The sequence below is a fragment of the Clostridium chromiireducens genome (assembly GCF_003575225.1).
Lineage (GTDB): Bacteria > Bacillota > Clostridia > Clostridiales > Clostridiaceae > Clostridium > Clostridium chromiireducens.
In genome coordinates, this window is the sequence record NZ_QXDJ01000004.1 from 459,624 (window position 1) to 484,716 (window position 25,093).

General features: G+C 28.8%; 18 protein-coding genes. 1 reads left to right on the forward strand and 17 read right to left on the reverse strand.

Annotated elements, in window-relative coordinates:
* Window positions 1-2: 2 nt before the first annotated feature.
* The 13 genes from D2A34_RS17915 to D2A34_RS17975 all read right to left on the reverse strand — a co-directional run bounded on the left by D2A34_RS17915 (window position 3) and on the right by D2A34_RS17975 (window position 19,063).
* A complete protein-coding gene (locus D2A34_RS17915) occupies window positions 3-2,897 on the reverse strand; it encodes an N-acetylmuramoyl-L-alanine amidase family protein (protein WP_119367472.1) in 2,895 nt (964 codons plus the stop codon).
* Between the two features lie 131 nt (window positions 2,898-3,028).
* Entirely contained in the window at window positions 3,029-5,152 is a 2,124-nt protein-coding gene (locus D2A34_RS17920; protein ID WP_119367473.1) for a methyl-accepting chemotaxis protein, read from the reverse strand.
* Window positions 5,153-5,245: 93 nt separating this feature from the next.
* Window positions 5,246-6,187, reverse strand: coding sequence for an ROK family glucokinase (locus D2A34_RS17925; protein ID WP_119367474.1), 942 nt, complete (start codon window positions 6,185-6,187; stop codon window positions 5,246-5,248).
* A 74-nt stretch (window positions 6,188-6,261) separates the two neighbouring features.
* Complete coding sequence (locus tag D2A34_RS17930; protein ID WP_119367475.1) at window positions 6,262-7,905, reverse strand: glycoside hydrolase family 13 protein; 1,644 nt, start codon at window positions 7,903-7,905, stop codon at window positions 6,262-6,264.
* A 201-nt stretch (window positions 7,906-8,106) separates the two neighbouring features.
* Window positions 8,107-9,111 carry a LacI family DNA-binding transcriptional regulator gene (locus D2A34_RS17935; RefSeq protein WP_119367476.1) on the reverse strand — a complete coding sequence of 335 codons (1,005 nt, stop codon included), beginning with the start codon at window positions 9,109-9,111 and terminating at the stop codon, window positions 8,107-8,109.
* Between the two features lie 196 nt (window positions 9,112-9,307).
* Window positions 9,308-10,189 carry a carbohydrate ABC transporter permease gene (locus D2A34_RS17940; RefSeq protein ID WP_119367477.1) on the reverse strand — a complete coding sequence of 294 codons (882 nt, stop codon included), beginning with the start codon at window positions 10,187-10,189 and terminating at the stop codon, window positions 9,308-9,310.
* Window positions 10,190-10,203: 14 nt separating this feature from the next.
* Window positions 10,204-11,094: an ABC transporter permease gene (locus D2A34_RS17945; protein WP_119367478.1), complete on the reverse strand. Its 891-nt coding sequence runs from the start codon at window positions 11,092-11,094 to the stop codon at window positions 10,204-10,206.
* Between the two features lie 98 nt (window positions 11,095-11,192).
* On the reverse strand, window positions 11,193-12,860 hold the full coding sequence (locus D2A34_RS17950) for an extracellular solute-binding protein (RefSeq protein WP_119367479.1): 1,668 nt from the start codon (window positions 12,858-12,860) through the stop codon (window positions 11,193-11,195).
* Window positions 12,861-13,078: 218 nt separating this feature from the next.
* A complete protein-coding gene (locus D2A34_RS17955; protein WP_119367480.1) occupies window positions 13,079-14,809 on the reverse strand; it encodes a sensor histidine kinase in 1,731 nt (576 codons plus the stop codon).
* Window positions 14,802-16,328 carry a response regulator gene (locus D2A34_RS17960; protein ID WP_119367481.1) on the reverse strand — a complete coding sequence of 509 codons (1,527 nt, stop codon included), beginning with the start codon at window positions 16,326-16,328 and terminating at the stop codon, window positions 14,802-14,804. Before D2A34_RS17960 ends, D2A34_RS17955 begins: the two co-directional genes overlap by 8 nt.
* An 880-nt stretch (window positions 16,329-17,208) precedes the next feature.
* Window positions 17,209-17,715: a hypothetical protein gene (locus D2A34_RS17965; protein ID WP_079440599.1), complete on the reverse strand. Its 507-nt coding sequence runs from the start codon at window positions 17,713-17,715 to the stop codon at window positions 17,209-17,211.
* Window positions 17,716-18,123: 408 nt separating this feature from the next.
* Complete coding sequence (locus D2A34_RS17970; RefSeq protein ID WP_079440598.1) at window positions 18,124-18,516, reverse strand: bacteriohemerythrin; 393 nt, start codon at window positions 18,514-18,516, stop codon at window positions 18,124-18,126.
* Window positions 18,517-18,709: 193 nt separating this feature from the next.
* The gene (locus D2A34_RS17975; RefSeq protein WP_079440597.1) at window positions 18,710-19,063 is read right to left on the reverse strand and encodes a hypothetical protein; all 354 of its coding nucleotides are present in this window, start codon (window positions 19,061-19,063) and stop codon (window positions 18,710-18,712) included.
* 781 nt (window positions 19,064-19,844) lie between these two features.
* Here D2A34_RS17975 and D2A34_RS17980 point away from each other — a divergent pair.
* Window positions 19,845-20,183: a P-II family nitrogen regulator gene (locus tag D2A34_RS17980; protein ID WP_079440596.1), complete on the forward strand. Its 339-nt coding sequence runs from the start codon at window positions 19,845-19,847 to the stop codon at window positions 20,181-20,183.
* Window positions 20,184-20,555: 372 nt separating this feature from the next.
* On the opposite strand, the gene D2A34_RS17985 is transcribed toward D2A34_RS17980, so the two are convergent.
* From D2A34_RS17985 to D2A34_RS18000, 4 genes are all read right to left on the reverse strand, one after another.
* Entirely contained in the window at window positions 20,556-21,254 is a 699-nt protein-coding gene (locus tag D2A34_RS17985; protein WP_079440595.1) for a response regulator, read from the reverse strand.
* Window positions 21,247-23,958, reverse strand: a complete 2,712-nt coding sequence (locus D2A34_RS17990) for a sensor histidine kinase (protein ID WP_079440594.1) — start codon at window positions 23,956-23,958, stop codon at window positions 21,247-21,249. The genes D2A34_RS17985 and D2A34_RS17990 overlap by 8 nt, the downstream gene beginning before the upstream one ends.
* Before the next feature lie 93 nt (window positions 23,959-24,051).
* On the reverse strand, window positions 24,052-24,396 hold the full coding sequence (locus D2A34_RS17995; RefSeq protein ID WP_119367482.1) for a hypothetical protein: 345 nt from the start codon (window positions 24,394-24,396) through the stop codon (window positions 24,052-24,054).
* A 46-nt stretch (window positions 24,397-24,442) separates the two neighbouring features.
* Window positions 24,443-25,069, reverse strand: a complete 627-nt coding sequence (locus D2A34_RS18000; protein ID WP_119367483.1) for a K(+)-transporting ATPase subunit C — start codon at window positions 25,067-25,069, stop codon at window positions 24,443-24,445.
* Between the last annotated feature and the right edge of the window lie 24 nt (window positions 25,070-25,093).

The following is a 25,093-nucleotide window of genomic DNA, read 5'->3' on the forward strand; positions in this document are numbered from 1 at the left end:
TTTTAATTAATTAAAACTCCATCGTTTCCGATATTATAACCATTTATGGTTGTATTGGTTAACATTTTGCCATCTTTATCAAAATAGTACCATTTTTTATTATATTTCAACCATCCTGTAGTCATCTCTCCATCTGTCTTTAAATGATACCAGTTTCCAGAATCAAGTATCCATCCTATTGCTAACTTACCTGATCCTCTCAAATAATACCAGCTTCCATCTATATTTGCCCAACCAGTTGCCATACTTCCATCAGGATGTAAATAGTATAAATCATCTTCTAATTTTACCCATCCAGTTGCCATGCTTCCATCTGAGTTCTGATAATACCATTTATCACTTATGTTAACCCAGCCAGTTTGCATAATCCCATCTTTATTAATTAAATACCATTTCTCATCTACTTTAATCCAAGAATTTTTAATTTGCTTTCCTGACTCATCAAAAAATTGCCACCCATACTTGGTTTTAACCCAACCATTATTAATTTGTACTTCATTATTTGATATATCTTTATTACTATCATCATTACCACTGATAACACTATCTTCACTAGTTGTTTCATCAGTTTTTGCATATTCATTAATATTAGTCACATATCCCTCTTCAGATTCACTATCTCCCCAAGCAACTAAATTATTATTATTGTAAACATCTATATTATTTATCTGTGAAGGAATTGTATATTTTTCATCAAATCCATTACCACTAAATTCATATATTTTCCTTTTACCAAGCACCCATAAATTTCCTTCCGAGTCTATAGAATAATATTGCTTCAATAAATTCTTAATTTCATCTGAATCTACAGATGTTATAATTTCACCTTTAAGTCCTGTTTCAATAGATGGGTCGTTAACTTTATATATTTTATTTCTATTAATTTTTAAATCTTCATCTGCCTTGGTCTGAAATCCGACTTGATTAACTTGAATTTTATTATTTTTCTTATCTTTATTAAATCTTACAATATATAAGTTCCCATTCTTAGCATACGTTTCTATATTGTACCAGTCATCATTTAATTTAGCTTGAGTCCAAGACTTATAGTCCGATTCTCCATTCATTTCATATGCAATAACTTCTTTTGGCATATTCGCTTCATCTGTCTTATCCCCTATTGCCTTTGAAATTTTCAAAATATAATTTTTGCTTTTCTCGCTATCAGGATATTCAATATTTATATCCGTATCAGAAGTAAAATCAATACTAATATCAGCGTATATATAATTTGAATCTTGCGCAATTACATCAAGTTTTTTTAAGCTAGCTACAATATTTTCGTCCCCATATTTTTCCCCAAATTTCTCTATATTAACTGTTTTAACCTTATCATTAACTGTATAGGCAAGTTTAATATTTGCAAACTCAGATATATCCATATATTTTTTATAATTATTTACAACTCCATAATATATAGGTAATTGATCATAATTTACAATAGCATGAGTATTACTAGTACTTCCTGTTGCATTTCCAGTATCTTCTCCCGTATCGCTATTGCTTTCACTTGATTCAGAGCCAGTTGGAGTTACTTCTTCTGTTGTTACTGAAATATTATCATCATATGAGATTATTACATCTCCATCTAATTGTGCATCAGATGTTACCTGAATAACTGGTTTTCCATTTTTCTCAACAACTTGTGCATCATATCCACAATAGTCTCTTATTCTTCCTGCTATATATTGTGATGCTTCATTTACATCTCCATTATATGTTTTCGCTTGTCCATCAGACTCTAGATTACTAGGATCATTTTCTGTTATTGAAAACCAAAATTGATAACTATCTCCAAAACTTGATGTTATACCTTCACCTTTTTTTAATGTGATATTTCTCCATTGATGCGCTGTTTGATCATTTATATCGATTGTTGTTGAATATTGTACTGCTCCACTAGTTGTAATTGAATCTACTGGTGGAATTGTTAATGAAATATTATTATCAGCTTCTACACTATTTCCTGAGCTGCCAGCATCTTCTCCATGGCCCGCTATATATTCAATATTTTTCGCAGGTACAGTTCTTGTTGTTACTGAAATATCACTATTATGAGATTGTATTAAGTTTCCATCTAACTGTGTATCAGATATTATTTGAATAACATACTTTCCATTTTCCTGAATAACTTCTGCATTGTGTCCACAGTAACTTCTTATTCTTCCTGCTATATATTCTGCTGCTGCTGATACATTTCCATTATATGTTTTTGCCTGCCCATCAGACTCTTTATTACTAGTATCATTAGTTGTTACTGAAAACCAAAATTGATAGCTATCTCCAAAATTCGATTCTATTCTATTACCCTTTTTTAATGTAATATTGTCCCATTCATCTGTTGATTTCGCATCTACATCAATTATTGTTACATATTTCATATCTTGTCCATTATAGTTCGCACTATATTGATACCATACATCTCCAAATGCTCCTTTATTAGTAGCAATTCTTTTGTCTAAGTTAAGATACTCTCCTACATCACTCCCATATCTTTCCGTTTGTTTTAAATCTTTAATTAGATTTCTTTTAATATTATTCTCTTGGTCTTGTATGCTTTCGTCTTCAAACTTTCCTGTATCTAGATTAAATAAATTTTTGTTACCATCATCATCTAATTCTATATATTTGCTATCATATTTTATCGAATCCTCATAAGCCTCCACATCTTCTAATTCATTATATTTTCCGTTTATATAATATATTGTTTGCTCACTGCCATCAGTTCCTCTATAACCATCGTAGATATATTTGTTTGAATAGGCAAAAGCACTTGAAAAATCTCCTTCTTTTTCCTCTAACGCATCAACTGCAAATGCATTTATTGATGAACCTAATGTTGTAATAGTTGTAGTACACATAATTAATGCAATTATTTTATTAGTTCTCTTAATCATAATATTATCTCCCTCATTTATAATTAAATTAATGAATTCATATTTATTACTAAGTGCTTGTTTATCAGCAGCCCAAAATTCTGTTTATATATCTTTTATTTTTCAATTACTCTAAAACTATTCAATCTAACTTAATTAACTACAAATTGATCTATTGTAGAATTTAATTTTTCAACAACAACATTTAATTCCTCAGCAAATTGAGACACTTTTTGAATTTCTTCAATTTGTTCATTTGCTCCAGCTGATACCTGTTCAGTGGCTGCCGCTGTTTCTTCTGAAATTGCTGAAATGCTTTCCATTGCAATTTTAGTTTTATCTTTCGAATCAACTATTTCATTAATTGATCCAACTATATCTTTCAATTGATAAGATATTTGATTCATACCTTCAAATATAATTTTAAAAGCCTCATCTGTATTCTCAACTGCATTCATTTGTTCTTTTATTATAGTAGTGGAATTGCCTGCTTCTCTTACCATAACTTCTACTTTATTTTCTATATCATTAATGATTTTATTAATTTGAACAGATGATTCTTTCGATTTATCAGCTAATTTTCTTACTTCATCAGCAACAATAGCAAATCCTTTTCCTGCATCTCCAGCTCTTGCAGCTTCAATAGCAGCATTTAATGCTAATAAATTAGTTCGTTCTGCTATATCACCAATTAACTCTACAATTTCCTTTATATCTTTTACATTTAAATTTAAAGAGTTTACATCTCCAACAATTTTAGCTGAAACTTTACTTGTTTCTTCAGCTTTATTTTTCAATATTTTGACTGATACAACAGCTTCTTTTTTTAATTTTTGCGTTTCTTCTAATACATCCCACACATTTTCTGTTTTTCTACTCACTTTATTTATCCCATTGGATAAAATATTCATGCATTCCATTCCTTCGTTAGCGCTAATAGCCTGATTTGAAGCTCCTTGTGCAATTTCACTCATTGTAGCTGCAATTTCCTCTGAAGATGAACAAGAACGTTCCGAAACTTCAGCAATCGTTTTTGTATTATTTGATACATTATTAGCTAGAATTTTGACGCCACTGATTAAAGTACTTATTTTAATTACCATATCATTAAATGCATTTATTACTTCTCCAATTTCATCTTTACTATCATCAGTTATAAGTAACGCTAAATTTCCATTCTTTGCTTTCTTCATAAGTGAAACTAACTTTCCTAGTGGATTAGAAATGCTTCTTGAGACTATTAATGCCACAAGCATTGAAATTATAAATGAAACCAAACCGATAATTATAGTATTATTCTTTAAAATATTTGACTCTAAATTCAAATAACTATATGGAATAACTCCTACTACATACCAATCTGAACCGCTCAGAAGTGAATAAGATACTAGACTACTTCCATCACCCGATGAAAAAGAATGTTTTGTTTGTTTTATCCCATCATCTATATTAGATAAATCTTTTTCTTTATCTTGAATTTTTTCTATAATACTTTTGTCTTTGTATTCTGTTCCAATTAAGCTTGTATCATTGCTTAATATAACAACTCCTTTTGAATCAACAACAAATATATCAGAATTATTGCCTAAACTTACATTTTTAAATGCATCAATAAATAATCTAGGATTCAGTTCTTCTATAACAACTCCATAGTTTTTACCAGTAGTCAAAGTATTTATTTGAGCAGAAGCGTAAATCTTATATCCAGATGAACTTTTATTTAAGGACCATACAAACTTTCCTTTCGCCTTATTTGACATTTCTGATAGTTTCTTTATTGTATCGTCAGATATCTGATTTGAGAAACTGCCTATCTTCTTATTCCCTACACTAATAATTCCAAAACCAGTCATGTCATTTTTTGTCCCAACTTTACTTTTAATTACTTTAGTTAGATCATTGATTTTATGATAGTTATCTAAAGAATCTGTGTCTTGTTCATTTTCAAAATAATCTTGGAAATTAGGTTCAGTTACTATTGACATGGCAAAATTAGAGTTTTTATCCATTTCACTTGAAATATTCAGACCAACTTGTGACATTACCTGGGATGAAAAATTTGAAATTTTATTATTAATTGAACTTTTAGATTGTAATACTGCTGTAATTCCTACTATTAATAATGGAATTAAAACTAACATGCCATAAGAAATTATTAATCTGATTTTGATTTTCGAACCTCTTATAGTACTCTCATAATTTAAGTTAACACTTACTTTTCTTTTAAATAAGTTTTTATTTATTTTTTTATTATTTTTCTTTAAAAGTTTAATCATTAAGTAATCTCTCCCTACTTAACTGTTGTAAACACCTATAAAAAGGATATCAGATAGTTTTTTAATAAAACTATCCGTTATAATATAACCTAACTAAGCCTCATAAATTAATTTTGCAGCGCCATATATTCCAGCATCATTTCCTAACTTTGCAAGCTTAAATTTAGTATTTCTTGACGCATGAAATGCATTTTCTTTAAAGTGTTTAAAAATATTATCGATTAAGACATCACCATTTTTTGATACACCTCCACCAATTACAAATATTTCTGGATCAATAACACATGATATATTTGCTAAGGCTTTTCCTAAATTATTACTAAAATCATCTACCAATGTTAATGCTAATTCATCTCCTGCCTCTGCTGAATCAAAAATATCTTTTGCGGATAGATTTTCAAACTCTTTTAATTTAGACTCTATTTTTGTAATACTTAACGCTTTATTTGCTAAATTAACAATTCCTGTTGCAGATGCATATTGCTCTAAACATCCTTTATTTCCACATCCACAGTTTTCTGTCTCATTATCAGAAACTTTTATATGTCCGATTTCACCGCCGGCACCATTAGAACCTGATATTATTTTTCCATCAATAACTATTCCACCACCAACTCCGGTTCCAAGTGTCACCATAACAGCATTTTTATATCCTTTTCCTCCTCCCTGCCATATCTCTCCTAAGGCAGCAACGTTAGCATCATTTCCAGCCTTAATAGGTAACTTTATTAATTTACTAACTTCCTCCACTATATTAAAAACTTCCCAACCAAGATTCACACACCTAAGTACTGTTCCATTATCCTTAACTGGTCCTGGCACTCCTATTCCTATACCTAATACACTATCCTTGGATATATTCTTTTCATTAAGCTTGTTTTCTAATGTTTCTACAATGTCTTTTAAAATATATTTTCCTTGATCCTCTTTTCTTGTTTCAATTTCCCACTTTTCTAATAATATTCCTTCAGTTTTGAATAAACCAAGCTTAATGGTTGTTCCCCCAATATCTACTCCTAATATATATTCTTTCATTTGGACTACTCCTTCTATAATAATAACCTTGCTTAATTTCAACTGACTATAGCAAGTCAGTTAAGGTTATTTTTTCACTTTAATGCAAGTTTATAAATTCTTGATTCATAAGGTCTAAGCTCTATATTATTTATAGAACCATTTACATCTACATCATAATTGGAAATTAAAAGTTCCTTGGAATTGAACTCAATTTTCTCCTCAAATTCAAACTTGGTCTTATTATCAGTAAAATTGCAAATAACTAACAACTTTTCATTTTCTAAAGTTCTTGTATATGCAAATATTTCTTTATTGTCTTCTAATATCAATTCATATTTTCCATACACAACTATTGGATTCGTTTTTCTAATTTTAATTAGCTTTTTATAATAATTGAATATAGAATTTTCATCATTTAATTGTGATTTAGCATTTATTTCTTTATAATTAGGATTCACTTTTATCCAAGGCTCTCCAGTTGTGAAACCTGCATTTTTGCTATCATTCCATTGAATAGGAGTACGTGCATTATCTCTACCTTTTGCATATATAGAGCTCATTATATCTTCATGCTTATAACCCTGCTCTATTCTTTCTTTGTACATATTAAGAGTTTCTATATCTTTATAATCATTTAAATCCTCAAACTTTATATTTGTCATACCAAGTTCTTCACCTTGATATATATAAGGAGTTCCCTTCATTCCATGAAGTAATGTAGCAAGCATTTTTGCGCTTTCTATTCTATATTCTTTATCATTTCCCCATCTTGAAACTATTCTTGGTACATCATGATTATTCCAGAATAAACTGTTCCAGCCTGATCCTTCTAATTCTACCTGCCATCTTGATAATGCTTTTTTTAAATCTAGCAATTCTAAAGGTTTCAGATCCCATTTTTCTTTACCTGGCTGTTGATCTAATAAAATATGTTCAAATTGAAATACCATGCTAAGCTCACTGCCATCTTTGTTTGAATATTGCTTTGCTATTTCCGGATTAGAACACCAAGCTTCTCCAACAGTTAGTAAATTTTTACTTCCAAAAGTTTTATTATTCATTTCTTTAATATACTCATGAAGCTTCGGACCGTTTTCTTTTATTTTTTCATCTGGAATTTTACCTATAAGTTCAATAACATCCATTCTGAATCCACCAATACCTTTATCGATCCAAAAATTCATCATATCGTAAACTTTATTACGCATTTCTTCATTTTCCCAATTTAAATCAGGCTGTTTTTTACTAAATAAATGTAAGTAATATTGTCCTGTAGTCTCATCATATTGCCATGCACTGCCACTAAATGTTGATCTTAAATCATTAGGTTCTTCTCCGTTTACTGGATCTCTCCAAATATAATACTCCCTATATGGATTATCTTTTGATTTTTTAGATTCAATAAACCATTTATGTTCATCTGAAGTATGATTAACAACTAAATCCATAAGGATCTTTATACCTCTCTTATTTCCTTCTTTAATTAGTTCATCCATATCCTCCATTGTTCCAAAATCATCCATTATATCTTCATAATCACTTATATCATAACCATTATCATCATTTGGTGATTTATATACCGGAGACAACCATATTACATCAATGCCTAACTCCTTTAAGTAATCTAGTTTTTCTATTATTCCTTTTAAATCTCCAATTCCATCTCCGTTAGAATCGTTAAAACTTCTTGGATATACTTGATATACTACGCTTTCTTTCCACCATTCTTTATTCATAATTACCTCCATTAATATATTTAATAATTTTAAAACTCTAGTATTTTCGTAAATTACATATCTTAGAAAATTTATATTATTTCCATTTATACAACTAAAACATTTAACCTTAGTATGTTACTATACTTACTATTAATCGTTATAATTATTATTCTCATATTTCATTAAACGATTACGTATTGTCTAAAAATAAAATTACTATTATTCTAGTAATTTTACTGTATCTCTTTCAATAACCTTATGGGGAAGTATTATACTATTTCCGTCGTCTCCATTTTCCAAAATCTCTAGTACTTTTTCCATTGCCTTTTCACCCATTTCATGAAGTGGTTGAGCAATAGTAGTTAAGGGTGGTATACTCATTTGTGATATTAATGTATTATCATATCCAATGACAGATATTTCTTCCGGAACGCTGATCTTATTTTTATGAAGAACAGATAAAGCTGCCGCTGCCATTTCATCACTTGTTGCAAATACTGCTGTAAATTTATTTCTTTCCTCTAATAGTTCTTCCATACATCTAATCCCGCTGTTATAAGTAAAATCTCCATATTTTATTATTTCTTCATTTATTTCTAAGTCGTAATCCTGCAATGCATTCATGTATCCATTTACTCTTGGTCTACCAGCAATTTTATCATCCTTATCACCACTTATTAATGCTATTTTTTTATGTCCCTTTTCTATTAAATACTGAGTTGCCGTATAAGCCGCTTGCTGATCATCTACTTTTATATATGGTACCTTATACTTATATGATAAAGTTGAAACTAAAATATATGGTATTTTTAATGAATTTAATAAATTGTAATATTCCTCATTCATTGCCAAGCTGATTATAATAATTGCATCTACTTGACGTTCACCTAACATTTTTATATAGCTCTCTGCTCTGATACCATTTACTCCGGTATTACAAAGGAATATTCCATATCCATGTTTATTTGCTTTATCTTCTATTCCATTTAATATCTCAGCATAAAAATATGCAGACACAATTGGAATCAATACACCAATAGTCTTGGTACTTTTAGTTACTAATCCTCTTGCTATAGCATTTCTTTGATATCCCAATTCTTTTATAACGTCTAAAACACGTACTTTAGTTTCTTCGCTATATCCTCCCAAGTCATTCAATATTCTAGATACAGTGGCAACTGAAACCTCAGCTCTTGCAGCCACATCCTTAATAGTCGCTTTCATATTTATTCTCCTCCAATATAACGTAACCGATTAACTTTATATTGAATGTATCATATTTATAATTTTCTGTCTATCACTTCATAATATATATTGCAATTAGATTTATACATGTAATTTATTTAAAGAGATTATGAGAATATAAATTTTTAATGTAAATTTGTTATTGCAATATATATCCTTGAAATTACAAAAAATTTTATTCTTTAACAGAACCCATAACCATACCTGTAACAAAATACTTTTGTAGGAAAGGGTAAATAATTAATAATGGAATAGTTGAAACAACAATTTTTGCAGAATTTAATGTCTTATTAGAAATATCTGCAAGACTTTGCAATTGTGCTGGATTTGTTACTTTTGTAATATCCACTGTTAACTGTTGTATATAAGTTTGCAATGGATAATTTACTGCTTTATTTATATATAATAATCCACTAAAAAAGTCATTCCAATGTCCAACAATACTAAACAAAGATATTGTTGCCAATGCTGGAAGAGAAATAGGAACATATATTTTAAATAAAATCTGCCATTTACTGCATCCTTCTAATTCTGCTGCTTCTTCCAATGATTTTGGCACACTTTTAAAAAAATTCATTAATAATATTACGTTAAATATAGGTACTGCCCCTGGTAAAATTAATGACCAAATAGAATCTAATAAATGTAGATTTTTTACAGTAATGAATATTGGTATCATACCTCCAGAAAATAACATGGCAAATATCATTAAATTCATATAAACATTTCTTAATCGAAATTCTCGTTTACTTTTTGATAAAGGATATGCCATTAGTATTACCAATATTAAATTTAATGCTGTTCCAAGAACAACTCTTAATACAGAAATTCCAAAAGAACGCCAAAACTGTCCTTCTTGCAATAATGTCTTATAAGATGCTAAATTAAAATCTACAGGAAGTAATCCGACTAAATTTCCTGCTGCTGCTGACTTATTACTAAAAGAAATAGCTACCATATTTATAAGAGGAAATAAACAAGCTGCTGTAAGTAGCAATATAATACTCCATATAACTACATCGGCTAGCTTACTTCCAAAACTTTTTGACTTCAACATAATAATTCCCTCCTTTAGAAAATTTGCATATTTGCAAGCTTTTGAGATAATTTATTAGCAGATAACAATAATATACACCCAACTACTGATTTTAATAATCCTACTGCTGTTGCAAAACTATATTGCATTCCAACTAAGCCTACACGATAAACATATGTATCAATAATATCCGCTGTTTGGTAGACAATTGGATTATATAAATTAAATACTTGATCAAAGCCCGCATTTAAAATATTTCCTAAATTCATTGCTGTCATAAGCATAATTATAGGCATTATACCTGGTAATGTTACATGTATTAACTGCCTAAATCTATTTGCTCCATCCATAGCAGCCGCTTCATATAATCCTGAATCAATACCTGTCAGTGCTGCTAAATATACAATTGATCCATAACCAAATTCTTTCCATACATCTGTACCTATTAATATAGATCTAAACCAAGTATTACTTGCTAAGAATAGAGTTGGTTCATATCCAAATATTTTTAAAAACGAATTAACTGGTCCTTCATATGAGAAAATATTAGCTACTACTACAGCTAAAACTGCCCATGACAGAAAATGAGGTAAATATACAATAGTTTGAATTGTTTTTTTTGCCCATTTTTTTCTTATCTCATTTAAAAGTAATGCAAATGTTATTGGAACTATAGTACTAAAAATGATCTTTCCTATAGCAATTACCAATGTATTTCTTAAAATATTCATACTGTCTGGTATTTGAAGCATATATTTGAAATTATCAAGTCCAACCCACTTGGATCCTAATATTCCTTTCGCCGGCAAATACTCTTGAAAGGCCATTATTATTCCAAACATTGGAATAAAGCTAAATATTATCAAAAATATCATACCTGGTGCTAGCATAAGATGATAACTTAGCTGCTTCTTCCCTTTTTCCATTAACTTCCCTTCCTTTCTCTTAATGAAAATATACATTTTCTTGTTAGCAGGTTGAACTCAAATACTCTTTTCATTCAACCTGCTAAAATGTTATTATTTTATTTTTTTATAGCTTCTTCAACTTCTTTTGTAATTTCTTCACCGCCAGTACTCTTCCAAGTTGCAACGAAATCATCAAATGAATCTATTGACGCTTCTCCTGTTACTATTTTTAAGAAAGTTTCATCTTGTAACTTTTGTAAATTTGCCCATTTCAATTTCATGCTCTTTGTTTGTCCGAAAAATACAGGATTAACTTCATTTACTTTAGTTTCGCTCATTAGTTTTGGAGAAATCATTCTTGAAGTATATCCACTCCATGCATCAGCACTTGGAGAATTTGGATTTGCCAAATAATCTTTACATTTTTCATAATTTCCCTTATCAGCTCCTAAAGATTCTGGATCTTTTTCTCCTTTAAGTGCTAAATCAATGTTTTTATACATATCGATTGTTGCATTATAATCATTAATAAGTATATTTACTGGTCTTACACCTGAATCTACACCTTTTTTGATATAGTCCATAAGTTCTTGTTTTCCATAATCTTCATATACCATCTTATCATTAATAACACTTGCTATTTTTACTAATAATTCTGGATGTTCAAATCCTTTTCTAACAACATAAAATTCACTTGCTGGATTTTGTGTATAAGTTGTATAAGAGCCATCTGCATTTGTTGGTATTACATAAGGAACCCATTTTGCATCTGGATTTAGCTTTTTAGCATCATTTAATGGATAATCTGGTGCCCACCATGGTCCAAAAAATGCACCCGCTTGTCCATTAACAATAAGTGAAGTAACATCATCACCTTGTCTTACTGCCATTTGTGGATCAATTAAACCCTTTTTAAACATTTCAGAAACCTTCGCTAATCCTTTTTTCATATTGCTAGTTGTAGATCCAAATACTACTTTCCCATCTTCTTTAATCCATTGTCCTGGGAATGCATTATACATACCCAAAACATTATCCATTTGGAATAATCCTCCATAAACTCCACCTATATTAGCGGCTGACACTAGACCAATTGTTTTTCCAGCACCATTATTACCTGGATCTTTTGTTACAAATTGTTGAAGAATATTTTCAACATCATCCATACTCTTAGGTGCTTGTAAACTTAGTTTATCCATCCAATCTTGTCTAACCCATAACATTGTTGGTACATTAGCACATTGAGTAGATGGTAAAGCCATAAGTTTTCCATCAAATTTAGCACTTTCCAATGCTCTTCCATTATATGAATCGTACATTTTTTTAATTTTATCTGTAGCACAATTTTTGTAAACATCAGTTAAATCTGCTATCATATCACCATCAACTAACTGTTTTAATGTTGTTGCATCAACTTTCATGATATCAGGAAGATCACCAGTAGCAACTGCCATTGATACTTTTTGATCATATGGATCTCCATTTGCTGCTTCAAATTCATCTTTATTTTGAACATTTAATACATCTTTTAGATACCTTGTATATGCATTATTTTCAAAAGTATCTCCTTCTGGAAGACGTGGACTTCCAGGTGTATTTTTACCTATTGTATAAGTTATTAATTGCTCATATTTTCCATATGGAGTAGTTGCAGCCTCAGACTTACTACTTGTTTCATTTGCAGTTGTACCACTTTTATTTCCACATCCTACAAAGAATGTAGCTAACATAATAGCTGTTATCCCAAAGGTTGTTATCCTTTTCATCAAGTTTCTTTTTAACATACCATAGCCTCCTAATTTTATTGAAATAAATAATACTTTAACTGTAACTAGCTTTGGTTAAGTAATTTATATTGAAATTATAGCACTCAACAAATTATTCGAATATACTAAAGATTTTTGATTTATGCAAGTTTTTTACGAACCTGAAAACAACTACATAAAAATCAGCTGCTTAAAAATAGAATTTCTATATCTATTTTCAAACAGCTGATTATAGGCTATTCATTAAATTTATTTTTATCCTTTTCTATAGGAATACGCATTATGGCAACAGTTTTCTCATTTAATATACTTATAAATTTCAAATCACAGTTTTCACCATAAGTAAGTTTTATTCTGTCATACACGTTTTTTACTCCATACCCTTTTGTTTTAGTAGTCAAAATTTTATCACACATTTCTGATTCCATTCCCACTCCATTATCTTCCACCTCAAATATAATATCTTTTTCTATTTGCTTTGCAGATATTCTTAGCTTCCCTCTATTATTCCTTTTTTCATCGATACCATGTAATATTGCATTTTCAACTAGTGGCTGCAACAATAAGTTAATCATATAATATTCTTTGACTTTATCATCAATATCAAAATTCACATCAAAATTATAATTGTGCATCATAGCTTGAATTTTGATATATGCCTCTGTATTATTTAATTCATTATCTACTGATATTACACTGCTACCTTTGTTTAACGATGTACGATAAAATGTTGATAATAATTGAGCCATTTCACTAATCTCATCTTCTCCTGATCTAATTGCCTTCCAATTAATTAGAGAGAGACTATTATAAAGAAAATGTGGATTTATTTGAGCTTGTAATGCTTTCATCTCATATTTTCTTCTAGAAATTTCACTTTTATAAACTTCTTGTATTAAAGTCTTAATTTTTACAATAAGCCTGTGAAAACTATTGATTAAAATACCAATTTCATCTCCTGAATCACTCTTTACCGTAACTTCTAAATGTTCCATATCCATTTCTTTCATATTTTTAGTTAATTTTTCAATGCGATTTACTATTATATATGAAAGCCAGTACCCTACAACTAAAATTATAAAAAAACAGATTCCCACTATTAAATAAACAGTATAAATAATATTTTTCGATGATTCTACAATTAAATTTATAGGTTTATAAAGATACACTGTCCATCCTAGATTATTTATATCACTTTTTATTAAAACATAATTTCTATTATTATAAGTTACACTATCTTTTTTGCCTTTATTTAATTCAGTACTTGGCAAGAAGTAATCATTTTCACCATCATAATTTTTATTTTCAAATATAACTTCGCCATTTTTATCTAAAACATACACTCCACAATTGGAACTTGATATATTATATAATGATTTAAAAAAACTCTCAGAATTTATTTTTACATAGAGAATATTTTGTATATTATTATAATTTTTATTTATAAATTGAACTGCTAAAAAAATATCCTTTTTATCACTAACAAACCAATGAGGTTGATATTTACCTGATACTTCTTGATACCAACCAGTGTCTTTAATATTATCCATAGGAATTATATAATCTGAATGTTTCACTATATTATTAGTAGTATAAATCGTTAATTGCTGTACCTCATTATGCAATGCTTTCAGCATATCAATATAAGGATCTAACATATTATGAAATTTATAATACATTTCGTAATAACTCTTATAACCATAATTAACCACTTCTAAAACCATAGGATTGAATGTAGTGTAATTTGCCAAGTTATTATAAACATTGGCCGAATTTTCGATTTCTGCAACTGATTCTGAAAAAGATTTTTTTAAGTTCTCTTTTTCTTGATTTAATAATAAGCATCTTGTTTGTTCATAACAAAATAATCCTAAAATAGTAATAGGGATAATACTAACTAGAAAATAAGTCAAAATTATTTTATGCCGAAATTTTAAATTCAGAAAAAACTTTTTTAATCTATTCACTAGCATCATCCCTTTGTCTATATTTTTCTGGTGTTAATCCATAGAACTCTTTAAAACTTTGACAAAAATAGGATGTATTACTATATCCCACAAGATTACCAATCTCTTTTATTTTAATATTTGTATCTTCTAGCATTTCTTTTGCTTTCTCCATACGATAGTTTTTTATAAAGCCATTAATACCCATACTTGTTTCCTTCTTAAATATACTGCTTAAATAACTTGGTGTCATATATACGTGTTCTGCTAAAATATCAAGTGATAAATCGTCTCCATAGTTTTTGTAAATATATGATTTTACCAATTCTATCTCATGTCTATTATTTAAAGATTCTTTAGAAAACCGCTTCTCCATACTATTTATAATATTATTTAATATATCACTAATCTCCTGTATCGTTTTGCAAAAATAAATTTTATCTATTTTCTCATTTAAATCCATTTCGCCTACCTTTTGCATTTCTTGATGTATATTCCGATAAATACTTGAGAGGATAAACTTTACATATATTTGAGAAAAAGCATTCTTTGCCGAAAATTTTTTTATTAGAATATTGACATGGGTTCTTAGGCCATAGAAATCCTTAACTTTTATATCATATTCAATATTTTCAAGCATAGTATTATCAAACTTTTCGTCTGTAGATTCTAATGATATCTCAAAATCTTTAGAAAAAATACAATTATTAGATATAAAAAAACGTTGTTCCATAATGTGTTCCATATTGTAGTATTCTTCCGAAATCAAATAAGGTGACGTTAATAAATTACTAATAGCAAAATAACAATCTACTTCATATTCTTCTAATATTCTATTATGTATTTTTATGCAAATTTTTTTTAATATGGACTCGTCTACAGAATCAAATAAAAAAAATATACTTTGTTGCGGATTTAAATTTAGATAGTCAGCTTTAATTCCTAAATTATTTTGAATTTCCTTTATAAATCCCTGATGATTATGAAAAAAATCATTATCAAACTCCATCAAAATCATCCTCTTATACTTATTTATAAAATCTGTATAGGCATCCAAAGAAAATCTTTCTCTAAGATTTTCTATAGATGTTCCACTTATTATCTTTAGTAGAACATGCTCTTTTTCAGTGAAACTTCTTATTTCTCGTTTTTGTTTTTCTTTCCCTTCCTGTACCACTTCTTCAATGACATTTTCTATTGTCTTTTTAAATTCCAGCTGATTTATTGGTTTTAAGATATAATTACTTACTCCAAGGCCTATTGCCTTCTTTGCATATTCAAATTCACCAAATCCACTAAAAATTATTATTTTTAAATTAGGATATATTGACTTAGCATTTTTTGATAATTCTAGTCCATCCATAAATGGCATTTTTATATCCGTAAATAAAATATCAACTGAATTTTCTTTTAAATACTTTAAGGCTTCTTCCCCATCATTACACTCTTTTATATCAAAATCAAAAGAAAATTTATTAATTAAAAATATAATGCCATCTCTTTCAATAAATTCATCATCAACAATTAAGATTTTAAGCATAAATTTTTCCTCCTATATCTTCCTTTAAATTTTAATAATCTATTATCGTGTAGATGCTAAATACATATGATATAAGATTCAGTTAGTAATTAACATTACATTAGCTTTAATTACTAACTGGATTTTATATCATAATAACAAAACTTTACGTAACCGTTTAACATATGTTATTAATTTAGCACATATTTTTTTCTTTGTCCATATCACAATTCAAAGTAATAAAACGTCACTGTATATTTAAGGTATCTATACTGTTATTTGTGTAGCTCTAGTTTAAAACTATTAATTCACCTATGCTTCGTTGGGACTTAAATAATATACATCTATATTTTACTTTTGACTTACAGTTGTTTACCCTGGATTCGGGAAATAATCATAAAGTTTATTTTCTCCATAAGTTTCGTTATTATCTTCCCAAGTTAATCGTTTCCTTTATACTTTGAAATATATACCATACCAGAAAGAAATGATATTCTTTTGCGCAGCGTTGCATTGAGAAACCTGCTAGAAATCCATAGCAAGTTTCTCACGCAACCTAGCAACAGAATATCATTTCTTTCGGTAAGTTACATCATAATTACAAATTGCATGTTGATATAAACCAGTTAGAATTTTAATTTATGGTTAGAGATTTATACTACACCAGAAAGAGAAGGTGCTCTTTTACGCAGTGTTGCATTTAAAAAATAATTGTAGGAATTTCTTCATTAAAAGTTGTTCCATCCTTGCTTGTCCTGCGCTTTAGATCAGGAGCATGCAGGGATGGAAGAACTTTTAATGTTAGAAATCCACAATTATTTTTTATAGCAACCGAGTAACAGAGCACCTTCTCTTTCGGCGAACTGTCACATAACTTTAAGTTTTAGTTTAGATATCTATATTAAACTAATACTCTAGACATGCTAACTAATGCTTTTACTGAAAACTGTCTATAAACCTCATCTACTTTGCTCCTAAATCCATAGAGTCCAAGTTTACTTTGTTCCTCAATATCCTCCCTTAATTTTTTAGAAAATATTGGATCAAGTTCTACTGTTCTAATTTCCTCTATTATCCCTGTTTTAGCATTAATAATATATATATTAAATAAGTATCCACTTACTTCTGAAATCTCTTTTAGTCCAACTACTTTTCTCGACATATTTACTGAATAAGGTATATCTATCCACTGATGATTTCCAAATCTAAACAACATTACAATTACGTTATCTTCTTTAAAATATCCGTATTTCAAATCATCTTTCATTATAGTTAGTCTCTCTTTTTCTGTAGGTTCTTCGGCATAAAGTAATAAATTGCATTCATTATCTCTTATATCAAATTTTACTCCTTCTGGATATCGTGACACCCCATCCTCAAATGGTTTTCCAATTTCAAATAGCCCCATATTCCCAACTCCTTTTCTGTTATTATTAAATTATACTATAAAATACTCTTAAAATAAAGTCGAATATTATACCAAAAACTTTTTGTAATTCATCATTTAAATTATGTTTACGCATTTTCCAGCACAACAAAAGTAGTAAATAATACATCTACTATTTACTACTTTTTAAAATCGTATTGAGTTCCAACTTTAGCCATGAAGTTATAATCTGGCTTGACATCCTACTCTATAAAGTTTAAAACATAATGAACATTCTTTAAATTAAGCCACTCTTCTTTACTTATATTTCCCATATTATGTACGCTATTTATTATATACCCCTTAATCCCAAACCATAGTACTTATTTCACCATTGATAAAATTGTAGTCATGCTTAGTGCCGCCTTAATATTAGTAATCTCCAAACTGTTACTGAACTATAATAAGCTTGTCCTGATCTAGAATATGCTTATCAATCCAATCTACAACGAATCCTAATAAATCTTTTACTGATTCATCTTGATTCTCATCTATTTCTGCTAAATTAATACTATTAATTTCATTTATGAAATTTTCATGTTCTACTTTATGAGAAAAGAATCTTTTATATCCAATGCTTAACATATATTCTTCTTCTGATTTAAAATGAAATACTGTATAATCTTTTAATTCAGAAAGAATTTCAATAATCTTATCATATTTATCCACATAAAAATCATTTCTAAGAAGCTCATATGCACTGTTAGCTATTTCAAATAATTTTTTATGCTGCTCGTCAATTAACGATACTCCAATTTCATAATCACTTTTCCATTTCACCATAAAAACACCCCACTATTTCTAATTTTGTATTATTATAGCACAAACTTAATGATTTTATAATATATTGGTTTGTCTATTAACATTTATCTAACATAAAATAAAACAATTATTGGATGGTACTGAAAAAGAGGAGCTATAATTGTACTCCTCTTTTTCAGTAAATATTTAATTTTTTAAATATTTAGGAGATTAATTAATAACAACTCTTATTGTTATTATGATGTTTATGACATTTTATACAGCATTTATTTTTCTTCATATAATTTTTAAGATCATTAACTGCTTTTTCGTAACCTTTTTTGCATCCCTCTTTAAATCCTTGGCTTCTTCCTTTTTCAAATCCATCTTTATACATGTCTTCGCATATCTTTTTACACCCGTGTTTTTTATCTTCGAAACATTCATCTATATTATTGATTTCATCTATACTTTCGAACTCATCTTCATCATAGCTTTCCTCTTTTTCAAAGCATTCGTCCTCTTCAAAAAGTTTAATATCACTAAAACACTCAAAATCTTCTAGATCAAATCCAATTTTGTTATCCATCTTTTTCTCTCCTTCGTAATTTGCATAATAAAATTGTGTTCAAAAAACACCTAATTTTATATTATGCTAAGTAATTTTTTTTGTTATAGATTATGATAAAAATAGATAAAATTTTATAGTTAATGTATATTTTTTATAAACCAGGTCAATCATTAAATATGTAAACATAATAACCCGACCTAATAAATAGAGATAGTATTTAAACATTTGTTAATACTATCTCTTTTGCTTTTTAAATATTTATATATTAAATTGATATTATTAAATCCAATATAATGAAAAATGAAAAATTTTTTTCATTTTTCTTATTATTAACTAGATAATATATTGAATTGGAACATTTTATATAATATAATTTAATTGTATTTAAGTATATTTCAAACCTATGCCGAAATCTTCCCTTAGAATTTCGGCATATAACCTTTTTTATTAATCTAGATAATAAGTATTAGTTGTAAACATATCTAGTACCTATTATCTTTTTCATTATGTAATGTATATTACCATTATAGCTTTAATAATATTAGGACTTGCATTCTTTTATAACAGAATGATTCATCAAATATTGTTTTTTCTTCATGCATGAATCAAAATTTAAATTTTAAATTAATCTTCTTGTCCAAATTGGTTGGACTAATCAACTTATACTATATAATATAATAGTATAGTATAACCTATCTTATATTAAGAAATCCACTTTGAAAAGACACTCTATAATTTCATTGTAAAGGATTAGGAAAACAGTATATATTATAATATATAATCAGGGAGGGAATATATTATGAAAAGAATAGAAGCAATAATAAGGCCTTCAAAGCTTGAAGATATTAAGGAAGCATTAAAAGATCACAATATAAACGGTATAACTATAAACCAAGTTATGGGATGTGGACAACAACGTGGATGGAAAGAATACCACAGAGGTACTGAGGTAATAACTAACGTATTGCCAAAAATAGAAGTTCAAATAGTAGTTGAAGATGATAGAGTTGAAGAAATTATTGAATTAATTATATCAATTGCTAGAACTGGTGAAGTCGGAGATGGAAAAATATTTGTTGTTGACATAGCAGAATGCGTGAGAATTAGAACTGGTGAACGCGGAAAAGATGCACTATAGAAATACCTATTCTAAAAAAGTGGTAACTTACCGAAAGGAAGTAGACTCTGTTATTTCGGTTGCTATAGAATATGACTGTGGATTTCTACCAGTAAAAGTTGTACCCATTCCTGCATGCTCCTGCTCTAAAGATCAGGACAAGCAAAAATGGAACAACTTTTACTGAAGAAATCCTACAGTCGTATTCTAAATGCAACACTACATAAAAGAGTCTACTTCCTTTCTAGTATAGTATATACTTTTGAGAATAAGTCAAATAATTAACAAAATTACTCATATACTTTTTCAAAATTAATATTGAATAGGGGTTTGATTTTTAATCAAGATCCCCCCATTTCAATTTCAATTCTAAATAATGGACTATGAGTTTTTTTAATCATCAACTAATCTGTACCCTACCCCGACTTCTGTATAAATATATTGTGGATCTGCAGGGTTTTTCTCTATTTTTCTTCTTAGGCTCGCCATAAAAACCCTAAGTGACTGAGTTTCATTCCCTATTGAAGCTCCCCAAATTTCGTTAATAATAAAATTATGAGTTAATACTTTTCCTGAATACTTACAAAGGAGTGCCATTATTTTATATTCTATGGGAGTTAAATGTTTATCTTCACTGTTTATAGTCACTTTTCTTTTATTAAAATCTACTGCTAAATCCTTAACTTTAAACACATCAATACTGCCTTTTTCATTTGTTACAGTCATGCTATGTCTTAAGGATACTCTAATTCTTGCTAATAATTCTCCTATTCCAAATGGCTTTGTTAAATAATCATCTGCACCTTTATCTAAAGCTTCAATTTTCTGTCTCTCATTTTCTCTTGCAGAAACAATTATTATAGGAACCTTTGACCATTCTCTTACTTTTGTAACAACTTCGATTCCATCAATATCTGGAAGTCCTAAATCCAATATTATTAAATCAGGATTATGTGACATTGAAAGAGCAATGGCTTCATTCCCTTTATCCGTTTCTATATAATTAAATCCTTGAACTTTTAAGGATGCTGTTATAAAATTTCTTATAGGTCTATCGTCTTCAACAACAAGGATATGCAGTTTATTATCCATCTACTTTTTCCTCCTTCGGAATATCAAATTTAAAAGTTGCTCCTCCTTCATCTTTGTTATAAGCAAAAATTGTTCCACCATGTGCTTCAACTATGGATTTGCAAATTGCAAGGCCTAAACCAACACCTCGTCTAGAATCTGAAACTATATTTCCGTTTGTAAAAAATCTATCAAATATATTTGGTAATATTTCTTCACTTATTCCCATACCATTATCACTTACCTCGAAGATAACACTCTCATCATTTTCATGAAACTTTACTTCTATTTCTGATTCTATGGGAGTAAATTTTATGGCATTATCAAGTAAATTTATTATGACCTGCTCAATTAGACTACCATCCATTGGAGCCATTATTACATTTTCAGAAACTGTTACTTTAATATTATGATCTTTAAATCGTTTTGAAGTCCTTTGAACCGCTTCATAAACTACTTCTTCTACAATCTCCATATTCTTTTTTATTTTCATCTTTCCTTCATCAAATCGTGTCATGCTAAGTAAGTTTTCAACTAATCTTATGAGCCACTCAGTATCATCGTAAACACCTTCAAGTAATTCGCTCCTAGTTTCTTCTGATATGAGATTTCCTGTTTCAATTATAGTGCTTACTGCTCCCTTAATTCCTGCAAGGGGGCTTCTTAAGTCATGAGAAATTGACCTTAAAAGATTACTCCTTAACCTTTCGCTTTCTACCTCTAATTTAGAATTCTTTTGGGTTTCTGCAAGGATTTCTCGGTCTAGAGCAATATAAATTTGGTTAGCAACTGTTTCAAATATAAATTTTTGTTCAGGTTTTAATTGACCATTAGTACATGAAATTCCTATTACGCCTAATATTCTTCCATTACTTTTTAGAGGCATATAATAACCTTTTGCTCCATAAAAGGTATTTGTTCCTGTCCCTGACTCTTTATCATTTAATAACGTCCAGTGTGCTACAGCTTCTTCATCCTTACTTAATAAAGCTCTGTCTTTCTCACCTTTAGTTGCAGTATAAATAAAAGGTGTAGATAATCTATTTTCTTGAACTAAATAGCAAATAATAGTTCTTTCAAGTAATCTTGATAAATATTTTATTCCTATCCCTACAACATCTGCAGTACCTGTTGCACTTAATAATTTTTTGCTTACCCTGTACAAAATTTGTGTTCTATTTTCTCTTAGCAACGAATTTTGCGCTTCTCTTTGAATTTTATTTGTAAGAGTACCAATGATAAATGTTACTATAAGCATAATAGGAAATGTTGCCAGATAGCTTTTATCATATACTTCAAGAGAATATCTTGGTTCTGTAAAAAGAAAATTAAATAGAAAAATGCTTATAATTGAACTAGTGAACCCTAAAAGGTATCCTCTTGTTTTCATATTAACTATAATAACACCGAGTATAAATATCATAATTATATTAGCTTCACTAAAACCTATATAATCAATTAATAGCGAAATCATTGTAGATAATAGCATTATTAAGCTGGATATTAATATCTCTCTTTTAGTCACATTGAATTTTATTTTATCCTTCTGTATTATCTTTTCTTTTCCCTTATAAAAAGTTGAATTTGGTATTACATACACATCTATATAAGAGTTTGATTCCATAAGTTTATCAACAATATCCCTAGCATAAAAATGAAATAAATTCTCAGGTTTCTTATGATTTTTACCTATAATAATTTTAGTTGCATTTCTAAATTTTGCATATTGAATTATCTGTTCAATAGTATTGTCACCATATGCTGTTACTACTTCTCCTCCTAATTGCTCCGCTAAACTAAAATGTGAATTAAGCCTTTCTCTATCTTCTTTACTCAAATTTTGAGATTTTGTTGTCTCAACATAAAGAGCTATCCATTTTGAATGATGAGCTTCAGCCATCCTTGTGGCTGTCCTTATGACTCTTGAAGATGAAGGTGATGGGGAAATACAGGCAAGCACTACATCTGATGTTGGCATTACAGTTATCTGTCCTTTTGATAATCTTACACTTTCCACCTCATAATTTACTCTATCAGCTGTTCTTCTTAATGCAATTTCCCTTAGGGCAAATAGATTATTTTTAGTAAAAAAGTTATTAAAAGCTTTTCTTGTCTGCTCCTTGCTATAAACTTTTCCCTCACTAAATCTATTAAGGAGTTCAGTCGGCTCAATATCAATTAATTCTACTTTATCAGCTTCATCAAAGACCTTATCCGGAATTGTTTCTCTTACAGCAATATGTGTTATACTTTCAACTATATCATTTAAGCTTTCAATATGCTGAACATTTAAAGTTGTATAAACATCTATTCCAGCCTCTAAAAGTTCCTCGATATCCTGCCATCTTTTTCTATGCCTTTCAGTACTAGCATTGGTATGAGCAAGTTCATCTACTAATATTATCTGTGGCTTTCTATCAAGAGCCTTATCTAAATCGAATTCTTTTAATATTATTCCCTTATAATTAATAATCTTAACGCCAATGTCTTCAATTCCACTTACTAAAGCCATAGTTTCTGGTCTAGTATGAGGTTCTATATAACCAATTACTATATCCTTGCCCATCTTTTTCATATCATGAGCTTCCATCAGCATTGAGTAACTCTTACCAACTCCAGCTGCATAACCAAAAAATATCTTCAATTTCCCTATCGAAGAATCCTCTTCATCTTTTTTTATTTGATTTAAAAGATAGTCTGGATTTGGCCTTTCATGAATATCTATTTAAATTCCTCCTTACTCTCATATAGTTGTGTCTTCTATTTTAGTAAAATTATATAGTAATTAATACAAAAGAAATATCTTTCCTAAACTGTATTAATCCATTTTTGAATAGATATCCTCTTCTTTCACGCTTGAATAATTATAAAACTCTATACTACTTCCTTTAACTTTTCCTTTTAAACTTTTGGTTCTAAAATAATTCTGTTCATTATTTCCAAAAATTACTTCTATTTCATTATCTTCTATGCTATATTTTGCATAAGTATAAAATACATCCTTATAAAAATTATTTATAATTGTACAATTACCATTTGAGTTAAGTTCCAATATAGTATTATCGGAGGATCTATATCTTCCGATATATGGGTCGTTGCTACAACCTACTATAAAAATACTACTCATTATAAAAATTAAAAATACAGAAAGCATCTTTTTCATAGTAACTCCTCCAGTCCACATAATATAAAATGCACACAACTTCAATCTACTTTTTGTTTAAAATTGCAGCTACTTCAATATTAACTTTCATAATATTTACTCTTGTTTCTCCAAATACACCTAAAGTCCTGTCCTCAGTATATTTATCAACAATTTTGCGAAGATCAGCTTCACTTATTCTTGATGCCTTTGAAACTGCAGGTATTTGAATTGCTGCTGCTTCTGGACTTACGTCAGGATCAAGACCTGAACCCGAGCTTGTTAATAAATCAGTTGGAATATCTTCTTTTTTAACTCCAGGATGAGTATCTAAAAATTCATTAATATCTTTTTCAACTCTTTCTTTAAGTGCTTCATTAGAAGGTGCTAAATTTTGTGATCCTGAACCTACACCACTATATGCTGACTTACCATTTTCATCTTCTTTTGTATCAGCTTCTGTATAAGTGTTATAATTTATTGCAGAAACTCTACCTCTAAAGAATCTAGAATCAGTAAAGTTTTGTCCTATAAGTTCTGATCCAACTTCTTTTCCATCAACAACTACCATACTTCCGTTAGCTTGTTTATTAAAAATTAACTGACTTATTCCAGTCATTAAAAGAGGATATATAAGCCCACAAAGTATCATTAAAGTAATACTTACGAGAATAGATTTTTTAATTATTTTCATATAAAAATCTCCTTTTTGTTGAAA